The 19,863-nt window shown below is 58.7% G+C and carries 16 protein-coding genes; 2 read left to right on the top strand and 14 right to left on the bottom strand.

What is annotated here, in order from left to right; genetic code table 11:
- The 12 genes from CJU81_RS11715 to CJU81_RS11770 all read right to left on the bottom strand — a co-directional run bounded on the left by CJU81_RS11715 (position 1) and on the right by CJU81_RS11770 (position 14,787).
- The gene (locus tag CJU81_RS11715) at positions 1 to 1,002 is read right to left on the bottom strand and encodes a diguanylate cyclase (RefSeq protein ID WP_095036741.1); all 1,002 of its coding nucleotides are present in this window, start codon (positions 1,000 to 1,002) and stop codon (positions 1 to 3) included.
- Between the two features lie 52 nt (positions 1,003 to 1,054).
- A complete protein-coding gene (locus tag CJU81_RS11720) occupies positions 1,055 to 2,065 on the bottom strand; it encodes a chemotaxis response regulator protein-glutamate methylesterase (RefSeq protein ID WP_095036742.1) in 1,011 nt (336 codons plus the stop codon).
- Positions 2,062 to 4,365 (bottom strand): hybrid sensor histidine kinase/response regulator, encoded by a 2,304-nt coding sequence (locus tag CJU81_RS11725; protein ID WP_095036743.1) that lies wholly within the window; start codon positions 4,363 to 4,365, stop codon positions 2,062 to 2,064. Before CJU81_RS11725 ends, CJU81_RS11720 begins: the two co-directional genes overlap by 4 nt.
- On the bottom strand, positions 4,362 to 5,048 hold the full coding sequence (locus CJU81_RS11730) for a chemotaxis protein CheW (RefSeq protein ID WP_095036744.1): 687 nt from the start codon (positions 5,046 to 5,048) through the stop codon (positions 4,362 to 4,364). The genes CJU81_RS11725 and CJU81_RS11730 overlap by 4 nt, the downstream gene beginning before the upstream one ends.
- The gene (locus tag CJU81_RS11735; RefSeq protein WP_095036745.1) at positions 5,045 to 6,331 is read right to left on the bottom strand and encodes a CheR family methyltransferase; all 1,287 of its coding nucleotides are present in this window, start codon (positions 6,329 to 6,331) and stop codon (positions 5,045 to 5,047) included. The genes CJU81_RS11730 and CJU81_RS11735 overlap by 4 nt, the downstream gene beginning before the upstream one ends.
- A complete protein-coding gene (locus tag CJU81_RS11740; protein WP_095036746.1) occupies positions 6,328 to 6,843 on the bottom strand; it encodes a chemotaxis protein CheW in 516 nt (171 codons plus the stop codon). The genes CJU81_RS11735 and CJU81_RS11740 overlap by 4 nt, the downstream gene beginning before the upstream one ends.
- Complete coding sequence (locus CJU81_RS11745) at positions 6,843 to 8,405, bottom strand: methyl-accepting chemotaxis protein (RefSeq protein WP_441007418.1); 1,563 nt, start codon at positions 8,403 to 8,405, stop codon at positions 6,843 to 6,845. The genes CJU81_RS11740 and CJU81_RS11745 overlap by 1 nt, the downstream gene beginning before the upstream one ends.
- Positions 8,406 to 8,627: 222 nt before the next feature.
- Positions 8,628 to 10,304 (bottom strand): acid phosphatase, encoded by a 1,677-nt coding sequence (locus tag CJU81_RS11750; RefSeq protein ID WP_095036748.1) that lies wholly within the window; start codon positions 10,302 to 10,304, stop codon positions 8,628 to 8,630.
- A 171-nt stretch (positions 10,305 to 10,475) separates the two neighbouring features.
- Positions 10,476 to 11,183 (bottom strand): tellurite resistance TerB family protein, encoded by a 708-nt coding sequence (locus tag CJU81_RS11755; protein WP_095036749.1) that lies wholly within the window; start codon positions 11,181 to 11,183, stop codon positions 10,476 to 10,478.
- 77 nt (positions 11,184 to 11,260) lie between these two features.
- Positions 11,261 to 12,367: an NADH:flavin oxidoreductase/NADH oxidase gene (locus tag CJU81_RS11760; RefSeq protein WP_095036750.1), complete on the bottom strand. Its 1,107-nt coding sequence runs from the start codon at positions 12,365 to 12,367 to the stop codon at positions 11,261 to 11,263.
- A gap of 126 nt (positions 12,368 to 12,493) precedes the next feature.
- Positions 12,494 to 14,203 carry a single-stranded-DNA-specific exonuclease RecJ gene (gene recJ / locus CJU81_RS11765; RefSeq protein ID WP_095036751.1) on the bottom strand — a complete coding sequence of 570 codons (1,710 nt, stop codon included), beginning with the start codon at positions 14,201 to 14,203 and terminating at the stop codon, positions 12,494 to 12,496.
- Between the two features lie 41 nt (positions 14,204 to 14,244).
- Positions 14,245 to 14,787: a YaeQ family protein gene (locus CJU81_RS11770; protein WP_016781928.1), complete on the bottom strand. Its 543-nt coding sequence runs from the start codon at positions 14,785 to 14,787 to the stop codon at positions 14,245 to 14,247.
- Between the two features lie 134 nt (positions 14,788 to 14,921).
- On the opposite strand from CJU81_RS11770, the gene CJU81_RS11775 reads away from it, so the two are divergent.
- Together CJU81_RS11775 and CJU81_RS11780 are read left to right on the top strand one after the other, a co-directional pair.
- A complete protein-coding gene (locus tag CJU81_RS11775) occupies positions 14,922 to 16,121 on the top strand; it encodes a CaiB/BaiF CoA transferase family protein (protein ID WP_095036752.1) in 1,200 nt (399 codons plus the stop codon).
- Positions 16,122 to 16,164: 43 nt separating this feature from the next.
- Positions 16,165 to 16,977 (top strand): TIGR02285 family protein, encoded by an 813-nt coding sequence (locus CJU81_RS11780; RefSeq protein WP_095036753.1) that lies wholly within the window; start codon positions 16,165 to 16,167, stop codon positions 16,975 to 16,977.
- A gap of 163 nt (positions 16,978 to 17,140) precedes the next feature.
- On the opposite strand, the gene CJU81_RS11785 is transcribed toward CJU81_RS11780, so the two are convergent.
- Complete coding sequence (locus CJU81_RS11785) at positions 17,141 to 17,560, bottom strand: response regulator (protein WP_095036754.1); 420 nt, start codon at positions 17,558 to 17,560, stop codon at positions 17,141 to 17,143.
- Between the two features lie 131 nt (positions 17,561 to 17,691).
- Positions 17,692 to 19,788, bottom strand: a complete 2,097-nt coding sequence (locus CJU81_RS11790; RefSeq protein WP_095036755.1) for a transporter substrate-binding domain-containing protein — start codon at positions 19,786 to 19,788, stop codon at positions 17,692 to 17,694.
- Positions 19,789 to 19,863 lie beyond the last annotated feature (75 nt).

Here is a 19,863-nt window from a genome sequence, read left to right on the forward strand (position 1 = left end):
CTACTCGATCCCCACCTGGTTACGCCCGTTTTTCTTGGCAAGGTAAAGCCCTTTGTCTGCCGCTGAAATCAGCTCGCGACAATTGCTGCCCTGCTGCGGCGTCATGGTCGACAGACCAATGCTGATGGTCAGGCTGCAACCCGCAGTCGGCGAAATATGCGGAATCTTCATCGCCTCAACCGCCATGCGCAGCTTTTCTGCTACCAGCCGCGCGCCACCCTGGGAGGTGTTGGGCAGCACGATGGCAAATTCCTCACCACCATAACGGGCCGGCAAGTCTGATGGCCGGCTGCTGGCGTCACGGATGGCTGCAGCCACCTTGCGCAACGCTTCATCACCGTCCAGATGACCAAAGGAGTCGTTGTATGACTTGAAGTAATCAACATCGATCATCAGCATCGACAATTGGGTCTGCTCGCGCATTGCACGACGCCATTCCAGTTCAAGGTATTCATCGAAGTGGCGGCGATTGGACAGCCCGGTCAGGCCATCGGAGTTCATCAGCCGTTGCAGTACCAGATTGGTATCCAGCAACTGCTGTTGACTGACCCGCAGCGCACGGTAGGCCGCATCACGTTGCAACAGCGTCATGTAGGAGCGCGAGTGATAGCGGATGCGCGCCACCAGTTCGATGTTGTCCGGCAGTTTTACCAGGTAATCATTGGCCCCCGCCGAAAACGCCGCGCTTTTGATCAGCGGGTCCTCTTTGGTGGACAACACGATAATCGGAATATTTTGCGTCGCCGGGTGGTTGCGGTATTCGCGCACCAGACTCAAGCCGTCCAACCCGGGCATCACCAGGTCCTGCAAAATGACTGTCGGCTTGATACGGATAGCCTGGGCAATGGCCTGGTGCGGGTCCGCACAAAAGTGAAAATCAATGTTTTGTTCAAGGGCCAGCCCTCGGCGCACGGCTTCGCCGATCATTGCCTGATCGTCTACCAGCAACACCATGGCCGCGTTTTCATCAGTTTTAACGTCGTCCAACTGCAAGTCGCTCATGCGCGTTCACCTGAATTACTACCTTCAAGCCAGTCCTGCCGGGTTCTACCAGTCATTTGGCAAATTTCTCCAGCAAGCGTGGCGCAATCTTGTCCAATGGGCGGATCTCGACCGCTGCATCGATGGCCGCAGCCGCTTTGGGCATACCGTACACCGAGCTGCTTTGCTGATCCTGGGCGATGGTAAGAAACCCCTGCTCACGCATGAGTTTAAGACCTTGGGCCCCGTCACGCCCCATACCGGTCAACAGCACACCCACCGCCTCGCCGTTCCAGTAGCGGGCAACACTTTCAAAAAATACATTTATCGAAGGTCGATAGATTTCATTGACCGGTTCCGCGGTGTAGGCCAGCGTACCGTTTTTCAATAAGCGGATATGGTGGTTGGTGCCCGCCAGCAGCACGGTGCCCACCTGCGGCGTTTCACCGTCGCGGGCCAAACGCACATCCAGACCGCAGGATGTGCTCAGCCACTCGGCCATGCCGGCGGCAAACACCTGGTCAACGTGCTGAACCAGCACGATAGCTGCATCAAAGTTTCTCGGCAGGCCTTTAAGCAAGGTTTCCAGCGCTGCCGGACCACCTGCCGACGAACCGATAGCCACCAGCCCGCCACGCACACCCGGCACGCGCGTCTGAGTCACTACCGGTTTGACGCGTTTTTCACTCTGGCCCATCAACCATCCAACATTGAGGATTTTGCGCAGCAATGGCGCAGCTGCTTCGCGGGGGTTGCTGCCACCCAGTACAGGGGTGTCCACCACATCCAGAGCGCCAAAGCCCATGGCTTCAAAAACACGGTGCACATTTTGCTCGCGGTCGATGGTGACAATCACAATCGCGCAGGGGCTTTCGGCCATGATCCGGCGTGTGGCTTCGACGCCATCCATGACCGGCATGATCAAGTCCATCAAAATCAGGTCAGGGGTGTTCTCGGCGCACAGGCGCACTGCTTCCTGGCCATCACCGGCAACCCAGATCACCTGGTGCGCGGGCTCGAACGCCAGCGCCCGGCGCAAGGCCTCAACCGCCAGGGGCATATCGTTGACGATGGCGATTCTCATGTCTGGGCTCCTCCAATGAGTTCAACCACTGCATCAAGCAGGGCATCGTCATGGAAACTGGCTTTGGCTAGATAATAGTCGGCTCCTGCATCCAGGCCGCGCCGACGGTCTTCTTCACGGTCCTTGTACGACACCACCATCACCGGCATCGATTGCAAACGGCTATCGCGCCGCAACAGGGTAACCAGTTCAATGCCATCCATGCGCGGCATATCGATATCGGTAATCAACAAATCAAAGTGTTCGGCCCGCAAGGCGTTCCAGCCGTCCATGCCGTCAACCGCCACGGCCACTTCATAGCCACGGTTGATCAGCAGCTTGCGTTGCAGCTCACGCACTGTCAGCGAGTCATCCACCACCAGAATACGTTTGCGGGTCAGTTCGGCGGTATGCCGGTTACGCCGGTCGATACGCTCAAGACGTCCGGTATTGAGCAGTTTGTCCACCGAGCGCAGCATGTCTTCGACATCCACGATCAGCACCGGCGAGCCATCGTCCAGCAAGGCCCCGGCGGAAATATCCTGAACCTTGCCCAAACGTGGATCGAGCGGCAGGACCACCAGGGTGCGCTCACCAATAAAGCGCTCAACAGCCACGCCATACACCGCATCGCGCTCGCGAATCACCACCACCTTGAGGGTCTCGTCATCGCTCTGACTGGGCTGGCGCTGCAGCAGCTGGCTGGCGGCAACCAGCCCCACATGGCGGCCTTCATGCCAGAAATGCTGACGACCTTCGAGCTGCACGATGTCATCGGGCTGCAGGTCGCGCATGCGTTCGATATGGGCCAGCGGGAAGGCATACGCCTCGTCTGCCACTTCAACCACCAGGCTGCGGACCACGGACAGGGTCAGCGGCACCTCAAGGTGGAAGCGGCTGCCATGTTGCGGGGTGTGCTCCAGCACAATCGCACCACGCAGCAAGCGCACCATGTGCTGCACCGCATCCAGGCCCACGCCGCGCCCCGAGACTTCGGTCACGGTGTCACGCAGGCTGAAACCCGGCAGGAACAGGAAAGTCAGCAGTTCTTCTTCGCTCAGTTGGGCCACCGTCGATTCGGTGGACAGCTGGCGCTCTACGATGGTGCGGCGCAAACGGTCAAGGTCCACACCGGCGCCATCATCGCTCAGCTCCAGTACCAGCAAACCGGCCTGATGGGAGATACGCAGGCGGATCAGGCCTTCGGCAGGCTTGCCCGCCAGCAAGCGCTGCTCAGGTGGCTCGATGCCGTGATCGACGGCATTGCGCAGCAAATGGATCAAGGGCGCTTCGAGCTTTTCCAGCACGTCGCGGTCGACCTGGGTTTTTTCACCTTCGATTTCCAGGCGGATCTGCTTGCCCAGGGCGCGGCCCAAATCACGCACCATACGCTCCTGCCCGACCAGCACATCGGCAAATGGCCGCATGCGGCAGGCCAGTGCGGTGTCGTAGAGCAATTGCGCACGCTGGCCAGCCTGCCAGCAAAATTCGTCGAGCTCAGCTGTCTGCTCACTCAACAAATGCTGCGACTCGGACAGAATCCGCCGGGCATCCGCCAGCGCCTCCACGGCCTCATGGCTGATACCGGTGACCTTGAGCTGTTCGTTGAGCGTGTCCATGGCCCGCAGGTTGGTACTTTGCATGCGCTTGAGGCGCTGCAACGACACCAGAAAGGGCTTCAGCCGCTGGGTTTCGACCAGCGATTTACTGGACAGGTCGAGCAGGCTGTTGAGGCGCTGGGCCGTGACGCGCAAGACCCGCTCGCCGCTTTCGGTCAGCCGCTGGGGACGCCGCACAGGCTCAGGTACCACCTCGGGCTCAGCCTGGGCTTGCACCGGTGCTTCAAGCGCCGGCTCTGGCGCAGCCGGTTCCGGCATCAGCAGCAGTTGCGACACGTCAAACTCGGGCGGTGCCACCCGCGCGGTCGGTGCCGACGGGTCCAGCAGTTCGTTCATGTGCGCCACATAGGCGTCGATGTCTTGCGGCGTGACTGTGTTGCCGGGTGTGGCAATACGCATCAGCAGGTCGGTTCCTTGCAACAAGGCATCGATGTGCTCGCGCTGCAGGTACAAACGCCCTTCCTGGGCACTGACCAGACAATCTTCCATGACATGGGAAACGCTTACCCCGGCATCCACCCCGACAATCCGGGCTGCGCCCTTGAGCGAATGGGCTGCACGCATGCAGGCCTCAAGCTGATCGGCCTGGGTCGGGTTGCGTTCCAGCGCCAGCAGACCCTCGTTGAGCACCTGGGTTTGCGCCTCGGCCTCAAGGCTGAACAGTTCAAGCAGCGAGGCGTCGCGCATTTGCTCGGGGGTCATGTGAGGCTCCGGGTGATTGCGTTCAGCAGTTGCTCTTCATCCAGTAAACGCAGGCTGCGGGTTTTCCACTGCAGCACACCCCGGGTGTATTTGGCGCTGGCATGCTCACCGGAGAGAGACGCAGAACTGATTTCGTCCTCGGCAATGTTATGAATGCCATCCACCTCATCCACCGGCAACACCACTGCACCGCCGTGGGCCGCCACAATCAGCATGCGCGGCATGACCCGCAGCGATGAGGCACCCGGCACGGCAGGGTCGAGCCCCAGCAGTTCAACCAGCGACAGGCACGGCACCAAAGTGCCACGCACATTGGCCACACCGCGCAAGGCCCGGGAACGCTGGTGCGGCAGGGAGTGAATCGTCTGTATCGGCGCCACTTCATCCAGACAACGCGTGGGCAGCCCCAACCACTCCTCACCCAGGCGAAAAATCACCAGTGAGCAGGTCGCGACTTTCTCTTCATGCCCCTGCGAGGCCTGGATTTCCTGACTCTCGTGCTCAAAGGCGTAGCGATCCAGCAAGCGGGTTGCGGCACTCGAATACACTGCACAGTTACGGCAATGGATATGCTGGGGCAACAACGTGCAGCTCTTGTCACCGTAGATACCAATGCGGTTCCAGCAGTCGTCGACGGCCTGCGCTTCGGAGTGGATCAAGCTCTGTGCGGCTAAAGCGCTCATTGTTTACGCTCACTTGGGGCCGAACGCCCGTTACGGGCAGCGCGCTCGTGCAAGCGCTGGGCGCCTGCCGTATCGCCTTGCGAAGCCAACAGGGCCGCCAGATGGGCCAATGCTTCAGAATGCTGGGGTTCCAGGTACAACGCCTTGCGGTAAAAACCCTGGGCCTCGGCCGTCTGGCCCTGAACATCACTGAGCAGGCCCAGCCAGTAAAACACCTCAGCCTGCGGGTCGTGGCGCTGCAAGAACTGCTCGCAGACCGCGCGGGCCTCCTGGCTTTTACCTTCATTGGCCAAAGTGGCGATCTGTTCAAGCAACACCATCGGCTCTTCAGTTTTCGATGCCGGTTTCGGGGCTGCTTTCGGCGCCACATGGGCTTTAGGCCGCGGCGCAAACGGGCGGTTGGCCGCTGGTGGTAGCGGTGTCGGCGGCTGGGGGCGCAGCAGTGGCTTGAACTCTGCCAGTACAGGATTAGCTGCAGGAACAGGCTCGGGGCTGTGGCAAAAGGCAAATGACTGTGGCGCACCGATCGAGCGCATGCCCAAACGACTGAGCAGGCTGCCCTCGGCCGGGCCGATAAATAAAACCCCGTCATCACGGGTCAGACGCTTGAGTACGTCCAGCGCCTGCTGCTGGGTTTTAAGATCGAAGTAGATCAACAGATTGCGGCAGAACACAAAGTCATAAGGCTCGCGGCTGGCGAGCAGTATCGGGTCCAGCAGGTTGCCTGCGGTGAAGCTGACTTGCGCGCAAACCCGCTCCGACAATTGATAACCATCGTTCTCGGCACTGAAGTAGCGCTCACGAAAATCAGTTGGCTGACCACGAAACGAGTTTTTGCCATACAGCGCGTTTTGCGCACGCTGCACCGAAAGCGGACTGACATCCAGGGCATCGACCTTGAATTGATGCGCAGCAAAACCGGCATCAAACAGCGCCATGGCTATCGAATACGGTTCCTCACCGGTCGAGCACGGCAGACTGAGGATACGCAACGCGCGTCGGCTGCCGATTTCTGCCAGGCGCTGCCTGGCCAGGCGACCCAGCGTGGCAAAGGATTCGGGGTAACGAAAGAACCAGGTCTCGGGCACGATCACCGATTCGATCAGGGCTTGCTGTTCTTCCTGGGAGCTGAGCAGACGCTGCCAGTAGCGATCGTTATCGGCCATATCCAACGCAATACAGCGCTGGCGTACGGCACGCTCGATAATTGCCGGGCCGACCGAGGCCACATCCAGACCGATGCGCTGCTTCAAATAATCGAAAAAACGTTGGTCTGGACTCATGGGGCCACCTGGGCGCAGGTGTCATCTTCGCTTTGGGCAAATAGCAGTGCAGACACTGCGGGGCTGAGCAGGTCGTCAACACTCAACCACTGCAACAGTCCGGCCTCGTCCTTGCGCACCGGCCCCAGGTACGGCGCATCGCGGTTATCGACGCCATAGGGCTGAAAGTCCGCCGGATCACAGCGCAAGGTGTCACTGGCCTGCTCAAGCAGCAAGCCGAGCAACTGCCCGCGATAGTTGACCAACACCAGCCGGGTGCTGGTACGGGCGACGGCTTCGTTGCCGAAGGTCATGGCGCTGACATCGATCACCGGGACCATTCGATCACGATGCGAAAACACCCCCGCCACCCAGGCAGGGGCATGGGCGATGGGCTTGAGTGGCAAGCGCGGCAGCACCTCGACCACGTCACTGGCCGCCAGGGCATAGCGCTCGCTACCGATAAAAAACACCAGGAACAGGCGCTTATGCGACACCTTGGCGCCAGCGCTTTTGGCTGAAAGCTCGCTCATCAGACTTTAAAGCGCGATACGCCGCTGCGCAGCCCAACGGCAACCTGACTGAGTTCGTCGATCGCGAAGCTGGCCTGACGCAGGGACTCGACAGTCTGGCTGCTGGCATCACCCAGTTGCACCAGCGCAAGGTTGATCTGCTCGGCGCCTGTGGCCTGAGCCTGCATGCCTTCGTTGACCATCAGTACGCGCGGCGCCAGAGCCTGCACCTGGTGGATAATTTGCGAGAGTTGCTCACCCACTTGCTGCACCTCGGACATGCCGCGGCGCACTTCTTCAGAAAACTTGTCCATGCCCATCACGCCAGCAGAGACCGCAGACTGAATCTCACGCACCATCTGCTCGATATCGTAGGTGGCCACAGCGGTCTGGTCGGCCAAACGCCGGACTTCGGTGGCAACCACGGCAAAACCGCGGCCATATTCACCGGCTTTTTCGGCCTCGATGGCAGCGTTGAGCGACAGCAGGTTGGTCTGGTCGGCCACTTTGACGATGGTCACCACCACCTGGTTAATGTTGCCGGCCTTCTCGTTGAGGATCGCCAGCTTGGCGTTGACCAGGTCGGCAGCACCCATTACCGAGTGCATGGTTTCTTCCATACGCGCCAGGCCTTGCTGCCCGGAACCGGCCAGGATCGAGGCCTGATCGGCGGCCGAGGTCACTTCGGTCATGGTGCGCACCAGATCACGAGACGTTGCCGCGATTTCACGGGACGTGGCGCCGATCTCTGTGGTCGTGGCTGCGGTTTCGGTCGCAGTGGCCTGCTGCTGCTTGGAAGTGGCGGCGATTTCAGTGACCGAGGTGGTCACTTGCACCGAAGAACGCTGGGCTTGGGACACCAGCGTAGTCAGCTCGGCCATCATGTCGTTGAAGCCGGTTTCGACAGCGCCGAACTCGTCCTTGCGCTCCAGGTTCAAGCGCGAACTCAAGTCACCGGAGCGCATCACTTCCAGAATCGACACGATGCGTTGCATCGGCGACATGATTGCCCGCAACAACAGGAAGCCACAAAGCGCGGCTGCAAGTACGGCAATAACCAGCGAAATGACCATGCTGATCTTGGCGGTGAGTACCGCCTGGCCAATATTGTCAGTGGCAAGCTTGGCCGACTCGCTGTTGCCTTCAATAATGCTGTTGAGCAACTTGCGGCCTTCCATCCAGGCCGGAGCCAGTTGCTCGCCAAGCACCTTGTGGGCCTGAGCGAAATCCTTGTTTTGATAGAGCTCAAGAATTTTCGCCAACACCACGCCGTACTCTTCATGCAGACGTTCGAAGTCGTCGAAGTGGGCCCTGTCTTCACCTTCAAAAATGGTGCCGCGGTAGTTATCCAGCTCTTTGTTCAAGCGCTCTTCGTAGCTGGCGTACAACTTGCGGTCTTCATTGGTCAGATCACGCTGGTTAAGCGACCCTACCAGTTCCAGGGTCAGGACATAGCTGTCGACCCAGGCGCTACGAATCATCGAGCTGTAATAGACGCCGGGGATCGAGTCGGTTTGCACTTTCTCTTCACTGGTTTCGATCGACAGCAGGCGCGAGTAAGACGCAACAACCATCAGCAGCATAATGGCGATGATTACAGCAAAGCTCGCCAAGATGCGTTGGCGTAACGTCCAGTTCTTCACAGTCGATCCTCGGGTGCCATTCAAATGATGGTGAGTATAGCCGAGGGTACGCAATGATTCGTACAGGTGTTGAGACGGATCTCACAGCAACAGACAAATATTCCTACATATAAAAACACAGTGACTATGTAGGAGATTGCCTCAAATCTGTGGGAGCGGTTATCAGAACATCAACGCATTGCTCAGGTCGCCCATGGGCGCTTGCCCGCGAGCTTTCATTGCCGCGTCACGCTGTTTGAGACCATCGAGCACTTCCAGCTGATGCACACGGGTGATCAGGCGCAGGATCGAAGCGGTGTCATACACCGTATGATCTACGGTGCCCTTGCGCGCGAAAGGTGACACCACCAACGCCGGAATCCGTGTGCCCGGCCCCCAACGGTCGCCCTTGGGCGGCGCAACGTGGTCCCACCAGCCACCGTTTTCGTCCACAGTCAGCACCACGACCATGTTGTCCCATTGCGGACTGCTGCGCAGCACCTTGAGCACCCGGTCAAGGTGACGGTCACCGGCCGCCACATCGGCATAGCCGGCGTGCAGGTTGAGGTTGCCTTGGGGCTTGTAAAAGCTCACCGCCGGCAACTTGCCCGCCTCGGCATCAGCCAGAAAGCGGTTGGTAGCGGCTTCGTCGCCCAGGCCACCGTCGCGCAAACGCTTGCTGCGCTCCTGCGGGTTCTCCGGGCCCTGTTGCACGAAATAGTTGAACGGTTGGTGGTGGTACTGGAAGTTGGGGATCTTGGGGATCCCGTCCGAGCCCTTGAACTGCTCCAGCGTGGCCTGCCAGGCACCCGCGTACCAGGCCCAGTCGATATTCTTTTTGCTCAGCTTGTCGCCAATATGCTCATGGCTTTGCGGCACCAGCACACTCGGCAGATCTGGCTTGGCGTAATCCGGACGCTCAGGGTCGCGGATCCAGGTCGGCCAGTAAGGCGGTGCCATGGTGTTGACGGCAAAACCGTCGGGCGTGAGCGCACTGGGGCCGAACTGCGGAGCACCGGTCATGGCACTGGCCGGGGACTTGGCCAGGGGCTTGAGACGCGTACCGGTGGGGTCGTCCCCTTGCAGCACAGCAATCTGCGCCTCGGCCACAGAGGTGTTTGCGTTCGGATAGAACGGCACGGCAGCGCTGATCAGGTACTGGTGGTTGAGGAACGAACCGCCGAATGCACCCTGAAAGAAGTTGTCGCACAGCACGAATTCGCGAGCCACGTCCCACAGCCGCAATGAGTACTGCGACTGGGCGTAGTAACCCATGGGCAAACCACCCGAATCTCCCCAGGCAACAAACTGGTCATTTTTGCCATCGTTGATCTGCATCTGGTTCTGATAAAACACGTGCCACAGGTCACGGGTCACCAGGTTCAGCGGCAAGTCTTCCTGATTCGGCCCTTTAAGAGCAAAGGGGGCGTTGGGCAGGTTCTGCTGGTACTGCTCGCCCGGGGCATAGGTCACGCCATCGACCGTCTGCGGCCCCACTTGCAGCACTCCGCCCCAGACCGGTGGCAAAGTCTGAAGCAAGCTGCCATCTCGGTCGCGCTGCTGATAATCAGCGGGCTTGAGTGCCGACAACGGCTTCTCTACACCGGGGAAATTGGCAAACAGATTGTTGAAGCTGCGGTTCTCGGCATAGATCACCACAATGGTCTTGACCTGCTCGTGGAGTTTTTTGTCCAGCTCGGCCGGGGTCAGCGGCTGCGACTGGGCGGGACGGCCCTGCTCGCTGGCACCGCAAGCGCTCAAAGTCGCAGCCCCGACGCCCAGTGCCGCAGCACCGGCGAGGAAGCGACGGCGGCTGCTGTCAGCCGGGCGTTGGGTGTCCTGGTCTTTCTCGTCGCTCATTGCAGATCCCTGTTAATACGTAACAAATTATTTCTGGCGGGCAGGCTAACAGGGGATTATGACGGCGAAGTTGCAGCAGGTCGAAACGAGGACGATAAAAAACGCCCCGGACCTTTGCGGTTCGGGGCGTTTAAAACAGCTATATCGCGGGGTTCAAGCCCAAATAATGCGTTAGCCGTGCGCCTGTTTGACCTGGGTTTCCAGCTCGGTCTTCAGGCCCGGGTCGAGCTTGAGCTGTTTGGCCAGCTCCTCCAGGTAAGCGCGCTCCATAAAATGCTCTTCGTCCACCAGGATCAGGCTGGCGATATACATTTCGGCCGCGATTTCCGGGGTAGTGGCAGCACTGGCCACTTCGACGGGGTCCAGCGGCTTGTTCAGCTCTGCTTGCAGCCATTGACGCAACCCAGGGTCGCCATTGAGCTTGTTCAGTTCGCCATCGATCAGTTGGCGCTCACGCTCATCCACATGGCCATCAGCCTTGGCGGCAGCCACCAGCGCCTTGAGGATTGCCTGGCTGTGTTGCTCCACTTGCGGTGCAGGGACGCGGTCAATGGTTTGCGGTTCGGTCTGCGGCGCAGTGCCCTGGTTGGCCTGCCAATTGCCGTAGGCTTTATAGGCCAGCACGCCCAAAGCCGCCAGACCACCATAGGTCAGCGCCTGGCCACCATATTTTCGCGCACTCTTGTTGCCTAGCAGCAGGCCCAGTGCACTGGCTGCCAGGGCACCGCCACCAGCCCCGGAGAGCAGACCACCCAGGCCACCAGAACCGAGCAGGTCACCCAGGCCGCCTTTGCCACCACTGGAGGCGCCGCCTTGGGTGCCGGTTTTTTTCTCCAGCATCTGTTGGCCAGATTTAAGCAGTTGGTCGAGCAAACTCATAAGCATCCTCTCGTAACAGGGTCAGGGGGAGCCAGAAAGCCCGCCAGCAGGCGGGCTTATCGTAAAGAGCCAAGGTATCAGTCGCGCAGATCGGACTCATGGATCGGTTGGTCGCGATGGGTTGCGCGCTGATACTGGGCTGGCCAGGTGGCCTTTTTACCGCCCAGATCGTCGTCCGCGTGCAGCGGCCAGTACGGGTCACGCAACAGCTCACGAGCCAACAGAATCAGGTTGGCCTGACCGGTGCGCAGGATATGTTCGGCCTGTGCGGGTTCGGTGATCATGCCCACCGTACCAGTGGCGATGCAGGCTTCTTTGCGCACGCGTTCGGCAAAACGGGTCTGATAACCCGGCCCTACCGGAATCTCGGCATTGGCTGCAGTACCGCCCGAAGACACGTCGATCAGGTCCACCCCCAATGCCTTGAGACGGCGCGCCAGCTCGACAGTTTCGTCCGGGTTCCAGCCGTCTTCCACCCAGTCGGTGGCCGAGACGCGAACAAACAACGGCAGCTCCTGCGGCCATACCCCGCGCACGGCCTCGATCACCTCCAGCACCAGACGAATGCGATTCTCAAACGAACCGCCGTATTGGTCACGCCTCTGGTTGCTCAACGGTGAAAGAAATTGATGCAGCAAGTAACCGTGGGCGGCATGAACCTCGACCACCGAGAACCCGGCCTCCAGTGCCCGCCTGGCGGCAGCCACGAAAGCCTGGATGACCTCCTTGATCTGGCTTTCGTCCAGTTGCGCGGGCGCTGTGTGTTGCGGGTCGAAGGCTATCGGTGACGGCCCGACCGGCACCCAGCCGCCCTCCTCCACCTTGACGCTGCCATGCTTGCCCAGCCAGGGGCGGTGGGTACTGGCCTTGCGCCCTGCGTGGGCCAGCTGGATGCCGGCCACAGCGCCTTGGGCGCGGATAAAGCGGGTGATGCGTTGCAGCGGTTCAATCTGCTCGTCGTTCCACAGACCCAGATCCTGGGCGGTGATTCGGCCTTCGGGGGTAACGGCGGTGGCTTCAGTAAAAATCAGCCCGGCACCGCCAACGGCGCGGCTGCCCAGATGGACTAAATGCCAGTCATTGGCCAGCCCGTCGACGCTGGAGTACTGGCACATTGGCGAGACCGCAATGCGGTTAAGAAGGGTCAGTTGGCGCAGGGTATAGGGTTCGAGCAGCAGACTCATGGGTCACCTCTAATTCCAGTGGGCGGGCTCCAGATACTTCGTTAGAGCCTAGTCGACAACACTGGATGAGGGAGGGTTCAAATCGCACCGGGTCGTGGTGGTTTTGGTGGGAGCGGGCTTGGCGGATCATCGCGGTTCGATATGCGCAATCATCAACTGTACGGTTTCGTTGCCACGAAATTCGTTGAGGTCGAGTTTGTAGGCCAGTTCAACCCAGCGAATGGTCGGGTTCGGCCACACTTCGCGATCAACGCCAAAGGCGATACCGTCGAGCTTTACGCTGCCACATTCTGTCTTAAGCACCACTTTCAAGTGCCGCTCGCCCACAATGCGTTGCTCCACCAACTGGAACACTCCGTGAAACAGCGGTTCAGGAAAGTGCTGTCCCCAAGGCCCGGCATTACGCAGGGCACGCGCCAGCTCCAGATGAAACTCTTCAACTGCCAGGCTGCCGTCCGACAGCATGCGCCCGGTCAGGTCTTCTTCACGCAATTGACGCCGAACTTCAGCATCAAAGGCCTCACAGAACAGCGGGAAGTTGGCCTCAGGCAAGGTCAGGCCAGCCGCCATCGCATGGCCACCGTATTTGCTGATCAAGTCCGGATGTTGAGCCGCCACCACGCTGAGCGCATCACGAATATGAAAACCCGGCACCGAGCGCCCGGAGCCCTTGAGCATGCCATCACCGGCATCGGCAAAAGCGAAGGTCGGACGGAAGTAACGCTCCTTGAGCCGCGAAGCCAGAATTCCGATCACTCCCTGGTGCCACTCGGGGTCGAACAGGCACAGGCCAAACGGCATGCTGTCGATGGTCAGGTCCTTGAGCTGGGCCAGCGCCTCACGCTGCATGCCCTGCTCGATGGACTTGCGGTCCTGGTTCATCTCGTCCAGTTGCGCGGCCATTTCCCTTGCGGCATTGGCGTCATCGGTAAGCAGGCATTCGATGCCCAGGCTCATGTCGTCCAGACGACCCGCGGCGTTGAGACGCGGCCCCAGAATAAAACCCAGGTCGGTCGAGGTGATCTTCGAGTGATCACGCTTGGCCACTTCCAGAATCGCCTTGAGCCCCGGACGGGCACGCCCGGCACGAATGCGCTCAAGGCCCTGATGTACAAGGATGCGGTTATTGGCATCCAGTGGCACCACGTCCGCCACGCTGCCCAAGGCAACCAGGTCCAGAAGTTCGGCGATGTTTGGCGCCTTGCTGTTCTGGTACCAGCCCAGGGTGTTGAGGCGCGCACGCAAGGCGATCAACACGTAGAAGATCACCCCTACCCCCGCCAGCGCCTTGCTCGGGAACTCGCAGCCGGGCTGGTTGGGGTTGACGATCGCATCTGCGGCCGGCAACTCGCTGCCCGGCAAGTGGTGGTCGGTGACCAGGACGCTCAAACCGGCCTTTTTCGCCGCGGCCACGCCTTCGATACTGGATATTCCGTTATCGACCGTGATCAACAGCTGCGGCGTGCGGGTCAGCGCGACTTCGACAATTTCCGGGGTCAACCCGTAACCGTATTCGAAACGGTTAGGTACCAGGTAATCGACATGGGCCGCTCCCAGCAGGCGCAGACCCAGCAGGCCCACGGTGCTGGCCGTGGCGCCGTCGGCGTCAAAGTCGCCGACGATCAGGATGCGCTGGCGCTGCTCAAGCGCGACCACCAGCAAGTCCACTGCGGCATCGATGCCCTTGAGCTGCTGATACGGAATCAGCCGCGCCAGGCTTTTGTCCAGTTCAGCTTGCGACTGCACACCCCGTGCGGCGTAAAGGCGTGTCAGCAGGGTTGGCATTTCGCCCAAAAAAGGCAGGGTTTCAGGCAGTGGACGAGGTTCGATGCGCATAAGCAGGTAAAGAGTCTCTGAGCGTAAATAAGTGTTGGAACCTAGCCGCGTTCGCCTTGCAGCCACTGCAGTTGCACTTCGTGCTGGCCGCGATCGTCAGTCACGAAAATCGTGCCTTCGCTGATCATCACGTCCCACTTGATAACCCGTGGCATATCTTTGGCCAGCACCTCAAGAATCTCTTGCGGTACCGCTGCGATATTGACGTTTTTCAGGTTCTTGATTGCCGGAATGACCTTGCCTTCCCACACGCGCAAGCTGCCATAGGCCAGCAGGCTGGTGCGCTCGGTGCGGCGCGAGCACCAGGTCAGGCGGTCGGCATCGGGCTGGCCGACTTCGATCCAGTGCAGAACACGGTCATCCAGGCTTTTTTCCCACAGGGCCGGTTCGTCTACATCAGACAGGCCACGACCGAAAGACAGCTGCTCGTTGTACCAAAAGGCATAGGCCAGAAGGCGCACGGTCATGCGCTCTTCAGTTTCCGAAGGATGACGGGCGATGGTTTGCTTGACGCTTTCATAGACCCCGCGATCGAGATCGGTAAGGTTGAGTTCAAACTTGTAGGTCGTGGACGGCTGTGCCATGAACGGGCTTCTTGATACGGAGAAAGGCGACAAGTCTAACCGATACACCGTGATTGAACGAATCGGCCAGCTTCTTGCCAGCCTCCAGCTATGTTAAAAGGCTGTACTCGCTCGCCCTTGGACAAGGATTCCACATGCCGCTCGCCACCAAACCCCTTTCAGGCCTTAAAGTTGTTGAATTGGGTACCCTGATCGCCGGGCCTTTTGCATCGCGCATCTGCGCCGAGTTTGGCGCCCAGGTGATCAAGGTCGAATCCCCTGACGGCGGCGACCCATTGCGAAAATGGCGCAAGCTGTATGAAGGCACATCGCTATGGTGGTTCGTCCAGGCGCGCAACAAGAAATCCCTGACCCTGAATCTCAAACACCCCGACGGCCTGAGCATCCTCAAGGAACTGCTGGCCGACGCCGATATCCTGATCGAAAACTTTCGCCCCGGGGTGCTGGAAAAACTCGGGCTGGGCTGGGATGTGCTGCATGCGCTGAACCCCAGGCTGGTGATGGTGCGACTGTCCGGCTTTGGCCAGACCGGCCCGATGAAAGACCAGCCGGGGTTTGGTGCGGTCGGCGAATCCATGGGCGGGCTGCGTTATATCACCGGCTTCGAGGATCGCCCGCCAGTGCGCACGGGCATCTCGATTGGCGACTCGATTGCCGCTCTGTGGGGCGTGATCGGTGCCCTGATGGCTTTGCGTCATCGCGAGGTTAACGGCGGCCAGGGCCAGGTGGTAGACGTGGCGCTCTACGAAGCCATTTTTGCCATGATGGAAAGCATGGTTCCCGAATTTGATGTGTTCGGTTTTATCCGTGAACGTACGGGCAATATCATGCCAGGTATTACTCCCTCTTCGATCCACACCAGCCTGGACGGCAAGCACGTACAGATCGGCGCCAATGGCGACGCCATTTTCAAGCGTTTCATGCAGATTATCGGGCGTGATGACCTGGCCGATGACCCGGCGCTTGCACACAACGATGGCCGTGACGCGCGGCGTGACGAACTGTATGGCGTGATTGACCGCTGGGTCGGCTCCCTGCCGCTGGCCACGGTGCTTGAACAACTGGGCGCAGCGCAGGTGCCGGCCAGCCGTATTTTCTCGGCAGAAGACATGTTCAGCGATCCACAATTTCTGGCCCGTGAAATGTTCCTGCAAGCCAAACTGCCTGACGGCAAAGACTTTAAGATGCCCGGTATAGTACCAAGGCTCTCCGACACTCCGGGCTCGGCAGATTGGGTCGGCCCCGAACTCGGTGCGCACAATCTCGAGGTGTTGAGCGGTTTGGGTTACGACGCCACAGCAATCGCCAATCTCAAGCAAGCGGGCGCCATCTAGGCGTGTTGGCCATTTTTAGTGGCAACCCAAGGAGTTCAGCACGATGACTCAGCGCTCAACTTTACGAAGACTTTGGGCCGGCCTGATCACCGCACTGTTTCTGATCTGGGGCCCGGCCAGTCAGGCAGCGCCAACGCTTATCTGGTTGCTGCGCGACCTGCCGCCATTAACGGTGTTTCATGGCCCGCAAAAAGGTATGGGGATAATTGATCAGCTGATGCCAGCCCTGATCGCAGGCATGCCGCAATACCAGCACGTGATTATGCAGGTTAACCGGGCCCGGGCCCTGCAGATGCTTGAAGAACCGTCGCTGACCTGCGATCCGGCGCTGATCTGGAATCCCGCCCGCGCCCTCTCGATCGTCTACTCCGAACCCGTTGCGATTATGCACAGCAATGGCATGGCAATACTGCGTGAGAATCTGCACTTGATCGAACCCTTTGTCCATGACGACAAGGTCGACCTGCCGGGGCTGCTCAAGGCGAAAACCCTCAAGCTTGGAGTCATTGCCAAACGCAGCTACGGAGTATTGATTGATAACCAGTTGAAGCTGAGCCCGCCAGGTCAGATTGTCATGCATTACGGTAACGATCCGTTGGGCAGCCTGCTGCAAATGCAACATGCAGGCCGCATGCCGACGCTATTGGGCTACTGGCCAGAAATTCAGGCCAAGGCCAGCCAGCAAGGTTTGTCATCCGAAGAACTGCTGTTTTATCCGATACAGGGCGCCCCGGATTATCAATCGATTTATGTTGGCTGCTCGGACACGGCACAAGGGCGTGAGGTCATTCGCAACGTCAATTCGATACTCATCACATTGGGTTCCCCGTCTCTGTCTTATCTGGACTTGCAATAACAAGTACGCATAAAAAAACCCCGAGCAGTGGGGAGGCTACTCGGGGTTTAACAGGGTCATGATAACCCGCTCAACAGGCTACAAGTATCGGAGCAATAAACTTGCTCCTGTTGATGAAAAATCTGACAAACAAAACCGACCGGAAGTTCCCAAGTACTGGAAATTAATCTGCATTCGCACCACCAACACTTGTCTGCGGTGGCTGGAAGGCGCCCAACAATTGCCCCAACCCGTCGAGGGTGACTGGCTTGGACAGACACCCCAGCACCTTGAGACCCTGCCTGCGGGCAGTTCTGGCCGCCTTCTCGATGACCTGAGGCGCAGCAGCACTCAAAATGATCAACGCTGCCGCGTTGCGTTTAAGGGCCAACTCGCTGATCAGCTCCAGCCCTGATGCCCCCTCCAGATACAAATCACAAATAGCCACGTCTATGGCGCCGCGTCTGAGCAAGGACTCGCGGGCGGAATCAACGCTTTCGGCCGTCAACACGTCAAAAATGCGGAAGGCATTCAACATTTGATGCAATACCATCAATTGAAACGGGTTGTCTTCAAGAATCAATACTTTCAAAGATCGCATCATGGGCCTTCAGGCATAAACCTAGCGCTACAGAGGAGGTAAACCTTAGTAGGCTCGACGAACAATGCACATAGGACATATCTGTAAATACCATAGGAATCCACTACTACTTGCTTCTACTGGATCGAATCAGCTTACTGATCCCACTTTTTGGCTTCGGATTTGTCGAACCATCCTCCTACCAGCCCCTCCAGACGCCCAGTTTCTGAATAAAAAGGAACAACCCACTGATAGATCTCCATACCTCCGGACTTAAACTCCACCCACCGTTTTTGGTAGTAGGGTTTTCGGCTTTGAATCATGCTCATTATTCCGCGCTGGAACTTCTCGGCCAGCTCCTGCGAAAACAAATCGACATCAGTCACCTTCAACCCGCGAATCTGTCCCAACTGGACCGATAAACGCTGCTCATAGCTTTGATTGCAGGTAATCAGCTCCCCCTCCAGGCCAACCACGAAAATCGGGCTGGGGATACCATCCAGAAAGCGGTGGCAGAGCCCCAACCGCTCCTTCAAGGTTTTCTCGAGCTGACGCGCAATAGTCAGTTGCCTACGCAGAAACCAGGTGTAGGCAGAGAACAGAAGCCCAGCCGCAATCAAAGCAGCAATCGCCCAACTCAGACGGTCTGAGTGATACAGGCCACTCTCGGTAATCAGCGGCTTGCCCACACCGCCCAGCCACTTGCTTCTCAGCGCCCGAATCTCGGCCATGGGCATGGCTTCCAGCGCTTTGTTCATGATGCTGAAAAGCTCCGGGTATCGGACAGGCACCGAAAAGCTGGCTACAGCCCATTGCCCGTCAACACTGCGCCCGACCTTGAGGCGCCCCGGTGGGAACAGATGAGCCTGTGTCTCTGTCTGGATCGTCGCATCTGCATCGCCATTGGCGACCGCGTGACGTGCCTGGGCGTAGGTATCAACCAGAAGCAGAGTAATTTCGGGGTATTCACGTCGAATCAAGTCTTCGAGAGCGTGCCTGGCTGGAAGCGCCAGGACCTTGCCGGCAAGTTCGCCCAATGAACCCGGCCGGGAATCATTGACTCGTACAACAAACACCCAGGGTGTTTGTCCGTATGAGTAGGTGAAGTTCAAAAAAACTTTGCGCTCACGACTGCTGGAGAGGCTTGAGTTCATCAGTGCCTCACCACTTTTGAGCATGTCGAGAATTTGTACCGTCGAAAACGCTTCTTTATGTACAAACTGCAGCCCGGTCATGCGAGAAATTCGCGCCAGAATATCCACACTCAACCCCACCCAGCGACCGTCTCCGGTCTTGAAAGCGTATAAGGGGAACTGCTGGGTCGCCAGGGGTACAACCGGATTACGCTGGATCCACTCGAACTCGCCGGGCAGCAGATTGATGTTCGGTTGAACAGCGCCCCCTTCAAGCCCGATGGTCCAGCGCGAAAGCACCATGCGCGATGTACTTTCATCTAGACTGCCCAGCGCCCGGTTGATCAATGACCCAAGTTCGGGCCCAGAAAGACGTGTGGCAAATGCAAATCCGTAAGTTGGCAAGGCGCTGTCACCGATAATGCGTAGCCCCGAATGAGGCCGAACACTTTTGAAGGACTGCAGGATAAGTTCATTGCCGATAAACCCGTCAATATCCCCTTCAACCAGGGCATCCATTGCATTATGCAGGTCACTGATGGTGATGATTTCACTGTCAGGGTAAAACGCCTGGGCGGTATGTACATCGACGTACCCCTCAATAAAGCCGATTTTTTTCCCGACCCAGTTTTTGATCGGTTCATCCTCACATGAGCGGCAAGCGATAACCAGTCGATCAGTCATGTACTCCCGGGAAAGAACAACCCCCTCAATCCCTTGCTCAAACCCGCTGGCGCTGGTCAGAATATCGATATTGCCGGCCAGCAACTCTGCAACGGCCTGATCTCGCCGCCTGTAGCCCAGGACTTCGACAGGCACGCCCAGCCTGTCACGAACAATGCTCAAGTAATCTGCACTGATACCCTGGTAGTTGTTGAGGTCGTCAGTGATGTCGACCGGCTCGTGATCGCCAATGGCGATGCCAACCCGTAGCGTTCCATGATTGGCCAACCATTGCTGCTCCGAGGCATCCAGTTGCAGAGGCTTGATCTCCACAAAGCTTGTCGCGAGCCTGAAGGGCGTTCCGGAAGCACCCATGACCGGCAGGGCAAGGCTCAACAAGGCCATGGCCAACACCATGCGCATCCATGATTCAAATGTCTGGTGAATACGTGACATGACAGCATCCTTGACCGGGTATTCGCCATCACAGGAGGGGCGAAGACCAGACAAGTTTGCCATGCACCAATAAAA

Source organism: Pseudomonas fragi (genome assembly GCF_002269505.1).
Classification (GTDB): Bacteria; Pseudomonadota; Gammaproteobacteria; order Pseudomonadales; family Pseudomonadaceae; genus Aquipseudomonas; species Aquipseudomonas fragi_D.